This is a genomic window from Streptomyces aurantiacus (assembly GCF_001418335.1).
In the GTDB taxonomy this organism is placed as follows: domain Bacteria; phylum Actinomycetota; class Actinomycetes; order Streptomycetales; family Streptomycetaceae; genus Streptomyces; species Streptomyces aurantiacus.
Genome location: NZ_LIPP01000202.1, coordinates 1 through 7612, shown reverse-complemented (window position 1 = coordinate 7612; position 7612 = coordinate 1). Strand labels below are relative to the sequence as shown.

5 protein-coding genes are annotated in these 7612 nt (G+C 70.7%); all 5 read right to left on the bottom strand.

What is annotated here, in order from left to right; genetic code table 11:
* Positions 1 to 179: 179 nt before the first annotated feature.
* On the bottom strand, positions 180 to 848 hold the full coding sequence (locus AOK01_RS25290; RefSeq protein WP_055515505.1) for a response regulator: 669 nt from the start codon (positions 846 to 848) through the stop codon (positions 180 to 182).
* The gene (locus tag AOK01_RS25285) at positions 845 to 2170 is read right to left on the bottom strand and encodes a sensor histidine kinase (protein WP_245702400.1); all 1326 of its coding nucleotides are present in this window, start codon (positions 2168 to 2170) and stop codon (positions 845 to 847) included. The genes AOK01_RS25290 and AOK01_RS25285 overlap by 4 nt, the downstream gene beginning before the upstream one ends.
* A 62-nt stretch (positions 2171 to 2232) precedes the next feature.
* Positions 2233 to 4347, bottom strand: coding sequence for an MMPL family transporter (locus tag AOK01_RS25280; protein ID WP_055515501.1), 2115 nt, complete (start codon positions 4345 to 4347; stop codon positions 2233 to 2235).
* A gap of 250 nt (positions 4348 to 4597) precedes the next feature.
* Positions 4598 to 5308 carry a tellurite resistance TerB family protein gene (locus AOK01_RS25275; protein WP_055515498.1) on the bottom strand — a complete coding sequence of 237 codons (711 nt, stop codon included), beginning with the start codon at positions 5306 to 5308 and terminating at the stop codon, positions 4598 to 4600.
* Between the two features lie 174 nt (positions 5309 to 5482).
* Complete coding sequence (gene leuA / locus AOK01_RS25270; protein ID WP_055515497.1) at positions 5483 to 7204, bottom strand: 2-isopropylmalate synthase; 1722 nt, start codon at positions 7202 to 7204, stop codon at positions 5483 to 5485.
* Positions 7205 to 7612: the final 408 nt, after the last annotated feature.

The window sequence follows — 7612 nt, the reverse complement described above, 5'->3', positions numbered from 1 at the left end:
CTGCGCCCCCAGACCCCCGCAATCGCGCTGACGCGCTCGTCCTCAAACGCCGGACGGGCTGAAGATTTCCGCCCGGCCGGCGTTTGAGGACCGGGGGTTCGGGGGCGGAGCCCCCGAGTCAGTGACTCGGACGAACCGAACGGGGCAACGCCCTTGCGGCTACGCGGAGTTCAGGTGGCTCAGACCACCTTGGGTATCACGAGCCCCGACTCGTACGCCACGATCACCAGTTGCGCCCGGTCGCGTGCCCCGAGCTTGCCCATGATCCGGCTGACATGGGTCTTCGCGGTGAGCGGGCTGAGCCCCAACGTCTCGGCGATCTCGGTGTTGTTGAGTCCGCGCGCGACCAGCGTGAGCACCTGCCGCTCCCGCTCGGAAAGAGCGTCGGGACCGCCCACCGCGGACGTCGCCGTGTCGGGTGCGCGCAGGAAACGGGCGATGAGCCGGGACGTGGGGCCGGGCGAGAGCAGTGACTCGCCGGCGGCCACCGTCCTGATGGCGTCGAGGAGTTCGGCCGGGCGGATGTCCTTCACGAGGAAGCCGGACGCCCCGGCCCGCAGCGCTTCGACGATGTGCTCGTCGGTGTCGTACGTCGTCAGGACGAGCACCTTCACCCCGGCGAGGTCGTCGTCGGCGGCGATGAGCCGGGTCGCCTCGATGCCGTCCAGGTCGGGCATGCGGATGTCCATCACGACGAGATCGGCCCGCGCGGAACGGGCGAGCTCCACGGCCTCCCGCCCGGTGCCCGCCTCGGCGACGACCTCCATGTCCCCGGCCGACGCGACGAGCATCGCGAACGAGGCCCGGACGAGGGTCTGGTCGTCGGCGAGCAGGACGCGGATCGTCATCGGTGCTCCTCCCGGGACAGCGGCAGTTCGGCGGTCACCGCGAAGCCCACCGTGGGGCCCGGTCCGGCGTCCAGTGTGCCGCCCACGCTACGGGCCCGCTCCCGCATTCCGACGAGCCCGAACCCCGGCGTACCCCCGGCCCACGGCCCTGGGCCCGCGCCGTCGTCCGTGACGCTCACCCGCAGGGCCCCGTGCGCCGTCCGCAGTCCCACCCGGACGGTGAGGTCGTCGCGGCCGGCGTGGCGTACGGCGTTGGTGAGCGCCTCCTGCACGATCCGGTAGGCGGCGGCGCCCACGGAGGGCGGTACGCCGTCCGCCTCGACGGACAGTTCGACCTTGGCGCCGGCCACCCTGGCCCTCTCCACGAGAGCGGCCAGCGCGTCGAGCCCGGGCAGCGGACCGCGTCCGCGTCCTTCCGCGGCACCGAATCCGGACCCGGGCTCCGCCGTCCGCTCCTCTTCGACGCTCTCGCCCACCTCGTTCGCCCGCAGCACCTCCAGCGTCGTACGCAACTCGCCCCGGGCCGTCCGGCAGGTCCCCGCGATGTCGTCGAGGGCCTGGGCGACCGCCTTTCGGTCGAGCCGGTCCGGATCCACGGTGAGGACATGGGCCGCCACGGACGTCTGCACACCGATCAGGGTGATGCTGTGCGCGAGCAGGTCGTGCAGGTCGCGGGCGATCCGCAGCCGCTCCTCGGCGACCCGGCGCCGCGCTTCCTCCTCGCGGGTCCGTTCGGCCCGCTCGGCCCGCTCGACGATGGAGGCGACGTACTGGCGGTAGAAGCGGGCATCGACGCCGAAGAACAGAACCGCGATGATCCAGCCGGAGATCCGCAGGAGCTCCAGTGCCCCGTCCGGGTTGGTGAAGGTGTTGACGATCAGCGTCGGGCCGAGGACGACGACAGCGGTGAGCAGCGTGCGACGTACCGTGCCGGTCGCCGCGACCGTGTAGAGCGCCAGGAGGGTCGCGGGGATCGGTACGGCGTGGTTGTAGTCGAGGGCGTGGTACGGGGTGACGCAGACGGCCACCGCGAGCAGCACGAGCAGCGGACGGCTGCGCCGCCACACGAGCGGCACATGGGCGCCGGCCAGCAGGGCCCAGCCGGGCGGGTCGAGCGGGAGTCCGTCGTCGATGAGCCACGCGACGGTGAGGGCGAGCACGGCGACACCGACGGCGAGGAACGCGTCGTTGCGGGTACGGCGCGGCGCGGTGAGCGGGTCCCGGTTGACGACCGCGATGACGCGCTCGATCCGGCGGCGCCGCGCGTCGGCCCGTACCGGTGTGGTCCCTCCCTGTTCCTGCACGGCTCCATCTTCCGTCACGGGGGCGCCTCTCCGGCAGAAGGCAGGAGAGGCGCCCGGTCGGCTGTGGTGAGCCCGGCCGGTCAGGGCGCGCCGACCTGTTCCGGCTGCCGCGGCGGCTCGGTCGGTTCGGACGGCCCGGCGCCGGGCGCGGGTCCACGGGAGAGGCCGCCCGGCCACCACATCTTCCGGCCCAGGGCGACACTGGCGCTGGTCACCAGGTACGTCCGTACGAGGAAGGTGTCGAGGAGTACGCCGACGGCGATCACGAAGCCGAGTTCGACGAGCTGTACGAGCCCCATGTTCATCAGTACGGCGAAGGTCGCGGCGAGGACGAGTCCTGCCGAGGCGATGACGCCGCCGGTGGTCCGCAGGGCGGTGAGGGCGGCGGCGGCCGGTTCGGTGCCGGCCAGGGACTCCTCCCTCATCCGGTGCATCAGGAAGATGCCGTAGTCGACACCGAGGGCGACGAGGAACACGAAGGACAGCAGCCCGAGCCCCGGATCGGTTCCCTCGAAGCCGAGGACCGGCCCGAAGACGAGCCCGCCGATGCCGAGCGCCGCGCCCCAGACCGCGACCACGGCGGCCACCAGGATGAGCGGCGCGACCAGACTGCGCAGCAGTCCGCACAGGATGAGCAGCACCGAGACGAGGACGAGCGGTACGACGATCTTCGTGTCCCGGCTGTTGGTGTCGTCCAGGTCGATCTGCTGGGCGCTGTCCCCGCCGACGTACGAGTCCTTCAGTTCGCCGCGCAGGGACTTGATGGTGGCGGTCTCCTCCGCCGACTGGGGTGCGCCCTTCGCGATGACGGAGATCTCGGTCCAGCCGTCTCCGGTACGGCCCTTCTCGGCGCTTTCGACTCCCCGGGTGTCCCGGACAGCCGTGAGAGTCCGGTCGGCGCCGTCCGCCGGGGTCACCACGTCGATGGGCTGGGTGCCGCTCTGGGGGTAGGCCTTGCCGAGGGTCTCCATGGCGGCGACGGCCTCCGGCTTGTCGACGAAGGTGTCCTGCTGTTTGAGCGGCCCGGGCAGGTTGAACGAGCCGAGGGCGAGCGCGCCGAGCAGGACGGCTCCGGTCGCGAGCACGGTCAGCGGCCTGCGTCCGGCGGAGTCGCCCATCGCGGCGAAGAGGCTCCGCCGCTGTTTGGGTTCGCTGCCGTAGGCCGGTACGAGCGGCCAGAAGACCCGCCGCCCGAGCAGTACGAGGACGGCGGGGAGCAGGGTCAGCATCGCGATCAGCGCGCACAGCACACCGACCGTGCCGAGCGGGCCCATGCCGCGGCTGCTGTTGAGATCGGCGGCGAGCAGGCACAGCAGGCCGGCGGCGACGGTGCCGGAGGAGGCGAGCACGGCGGGACCGCAGCCGCGCAGGGCGGCGACCATGGCCTCGTACGGGCGCTCGACGCGCCGCAGTTCCTCCCGGTAGCGGGAGACGAGGAGCAGTGCGTAGTCGGTGCCCGCGCCGAACACCAGGATGGTCATCACAGCTGAGCTCTGGCCCGAGATGGTGGTCCCGAATGCCTGGTTGAGCCCGTAGGCGACGCCCATCGACAGATAGTCGGCGATTCCCGCGGTGATGAGCGGCAGGAGCCAGAGCACCGGGCTCCGGTAGATCAGGATGAGGAGGAGGGCGACGACGGCGACGGTGGTGTAGAGCAGGGGCCCGCCGAGGGCGTCGTAGACCTCCCCGGAGTCGGTGGCAAGCGCCCCGGTCCCGCCCACTTCGACACTCAGCCCGTCCTGGCCGCCGGCGACGTCCCGGACATCCACGACGAAGGCGTCCCGCAGTTTCTCGTCGGAGCCGGGTTCGTTGCTGACGACGGGGTACATGAGCGTCGTCCCGTCGTCGGACGGCACCCCTTCGGGCGCCCCGCCGACCAGCTCGTGCGCGCCGGCGATGTCCTTGATCTGCCCGGCGGCGACCTGCCGGTCGGCGGCGCTCAGCCCGCCGTCCCGGTGGTACACGATCACCAGCTCGGTGCTCTCGCCCCCGGGCAGCGCCTCCTCGATCCGGGCCGCTTGAGTCGAGTCGGCGCTTGCGGGCAGGTAATCGGTGGCCCGGTCGTGCTGCACATCGCCAAGTTTCGCCGCGAACGGCCCGACCAGCGCGAGCACGACCACCCACAGCCCGAGCACCGCCCATGGAACGGCTCGTCCCCGCCGCTTGCCCGTAGTGGTCGCTTTCCCTGCTCTCATGGACGATCTCCCTTTCGACGAATCCGGCTTCTCCTTCAGCCTTTCGGTAGGGAGAGCCTGTGACGTCGGACGGGAGTCTGAGCCTGCGGCTACTGCCGGGGGCGGCGGGGGGTCGGGATTACTCCCGCGGGAGTAGTGGGGGCGGTGCGGTGGGTGGACGGGTGCGGCCCTGAAGGCGAGAAGCTGGGGCGCAGCCCCGTTTTTCAGGGGCGCGGGGAACTGCGCGACCAGCCCAGACCCACCCGCACCGTCAAGACGGCGTTCGCGCCGCCGTGAGCAGGCGCGTCACGTCGTCCGCGCACATCATCAACGCCGCCCCCACCGTGGTGAGCACCTCACGCTCAGCAGGCGTATACGGCCCGTCCGCCAGGGCGATACGCGCGCCCTGGAGCAGGACGGCCTCACGACCGGCGGGCGCCAGATGCGGCGCCAGCGGATCCAGCGCCTCGTGCAGCTCTATGGACAGCCCCGGCCCGCAGGGCTCGCCGAAGATACGCCCGGTGTCGGCGGCGAGGGCCTCGACGAGGGCCGCGAGCTGGTCCTCCGTACAGTCGTCGAACCCGGCCGCGCGCACGGCACTCGCGGCGGTCTCCAGCGACGTACGCGTGCACGTACCGCCGGCGGCGAGCACGGCGAGGGCGACGGTGTGGACGGCGTCACGGAGCATCGCGGAGAAGCGGGTCGTGGTCGGATGGTCGAGCACGTCCGCGCTGTAGTGGTCGCCGCAGGCCGCGCACTCGACGACGGGGCCCGTCTCACCGCGCGGCAGGACCGGGACGCCGAGGCAGGTGAAGCGACGGCGGCCGGTGAGGCGCTGGTAGTTGCGGTCGCCTCCGCAGCCCGGGCAGAAGAACTCGCCGTCGCCGACGGGGGTCCACGCCGTCCTGGTTCCGAGGATGCGAGAAACGCCCATGGTGCCGGCGCGGACAAACCGGCCGTTTCGTCCCCATCCTGGCAGCACGCTCGCACCTCCGTAATGCCACGGCAACATCGCCGCACTCGCGTGATGTTAGCCACATTGATGAGGCGGAGTCAGTACCCCGTACGAGGCCACTGTTCGGCATGGCCGGATACACACCAGAGGTCCCGCCCGCCTGTGCGGCGGACGGGACCGGAGAAACGCAGGTGAACGGCCTTATCGCGTCGCGCGGTTGACGGCGGAGACGACTGCCTTCAGTGACGCGCGTGTCGTATTCGCGTCGATGCCGATGCCCCACAGAACCTTGTCGCCGATCGCGACCTCGATGTACGAGGCGGCCACCGCGGAGGCGCCCTCGCTCATCGTGTGCTCCTGGTAGTCGAGCAGCCGGGCGTCGACCCCGATGCCCTGCAGGGCGTGGAAGAACGCGGAGATCGGGCCGTTGCCGGTGCCGACCAGAGTGGTCTCGGCGCCGTCCACCTCGGCCTCGACGGTGAGCGTGTCCACGCCGTCCTTGTCCGTCGTGGACTGGCCGTTGCGGACCTGGACACGGCCCCAGGGGTTGTCCGGGTTGGGCAGGTACTCGTCCTGGAAGGTCGCCCAGATGTCCCGCGGGGTGACCTCGCCGCCCTCGGCGTCCGTCTTGGCCTGGATGATCCTGGAGAACTCGATCTGCATCCGGCGCGGCAGGTCCAGCTTGTGGTCGTTCTTCAGGACGTACGCGATACCGCCCTTGCCGGACTGCGAGTTGACCCGGATGACGGCCTCGTACGAGCGGCCGACGTCCTTGGGGTCGATCGGCAGGTACGGGACGGCCCACTCCAGGTCGTCGACGGTGACGCCCTTGGCGGCGGCGTCGGCCTCCATCGCGTCGAAGCCCTTCTTGATGGCGTCCTGGTGGGAGCCGGAGAAGGAGGTGTAGACGAGGTCGCCGACGTACGGGTGGCGGGCGTGGACCTCCATCTGGTTGCAGTACTCGGCGGTGCGCCGGACCTCGTCGATGTTCGAGAAGTCGATCTGCGGGTCGACGCCCTGCGAGAACAGGTTCATGCCCAGGGTGACCAGGTCGACGTTGCCGGTGCGCTCGCCCTGGCCGAACAGGCAGCCCTCGATGCGGTCGGCGCCGGCCATCAGTGCCAGCTCGGCGGCGGCGACCGCCGTACCGCGGTCGTTGTGCGGGTGGACGGACAGGCAGACGTACTCGCGGCGGGACAGGTTGCGCGACATCCACTCGAAGCGGTCCGCGTGCGTGGAGGGGGTCGAGCGCTCCACGGTGGCGGGCAGGTTGAGGATGATCTCGCGGTCAGGGCCCGGCTGCCAGACGTCCATGACGGCCTCGCAGACCTCCAGGGCGAAGTCCAGCTCGGTGTCGGTGAAGATCTCGGGGCTGTACTGGTAGCCGAAGACGGTCTCGGGGCCCAGCAGCTTCTCCGCGTACTCGACGACCAGCCGTGTCCCGTCGACGGCGATCTGCTTGATGTCGTCCTTGGAACCGCGGAAGACGACCCGGCGGAAGACGGGCGCGGTGGCGTTGTAGAGGTGGACCGTGGCGCGCTTGGCACCCTTCAGCGACTCGACGGTCCGCTCGATCAGGTCTTCGCGGGCCTGGGTCAGTACGGAGATCGTGACGTCGTCGGGGATCGCGCCCTCTTCCTCGACGATCGAGCGCACGAAGTCGAAGTCGGTCTGACCGGAGGCCGGGAAGCCGACCTCGATCTCCTTGTAGCCCATCGAGACCAGCAGGTCGAACATCTCACGCTTGCGCGCGGGCGACATGGGGTCGATCAGGGCCTGGTTGCCGTCACGCAGGTCGGTGGAGAGCCAGCGGGGGGCGACGGTGATCCGGTTGCCCGGCCACGTACGGTCGGCGATGTCGACCTGGTCGTACGGGCGGTACTTGTGGGTCGGCATGGAGGTGGGCTGCTGACGATTCGCCATGATGCGAGGGGCTCCTCTGGGGTCCGCTTGATCCTCGGATCACTCCGAGGGTCGGCCGACGGCGCAACGCCGAACTCCGCGGGGAGGGGGCCGGCCTCGACTACAGACCCTCGCCGCGGCAGCTAAGGAGAAGCAGCCCGAATCGCATGATGCTCCGCATGCTAGCCGAGCCACGCGCCGCACGAGGGTCCGTATCACTATGCGGGACGCCAGAGACATAAGAAAGAAAAGGTGCACAAGCTCACAGAGCCCCCAACTCTTCAGGGTCGCGGGGAACGGCGCAGTCTTTTGTCTTTCGGGCGCACGGACAACGGCGCAACCCTTCCCCCCAGGGGCGCGGGGAACGGCGCGATCTTGTCGCTTGTAGGGGCGCGGGGAACTGCGCGACCAGCCCCCACCGCCCCGCAC

Excerpts from the sequence above, each read along its gene's own strand:
- AOK01_RS25290 (WP_055515505.1), bottom strand. The coding sequence starts at position 848 with ATGACGATCCGCGTCCTGCTCGCCGACGACCAGACCCTCGTCCGGGCC.
- AOK01_RS25280 (WP_055515501.1), bottom strand. The coding sequence starts at position 4,347 with ATGAGAGCAGGGAAAGCGACCACTACGGGCAAGCGGCGGGGACGAGCC.
- leuA (WP_055515497.1), bottom strand. The coding sequence starts at position 7,204 with ATGGCGAATCGTCAGCAGCCCACCTCCATGCCGACCCACAAGTACCGC.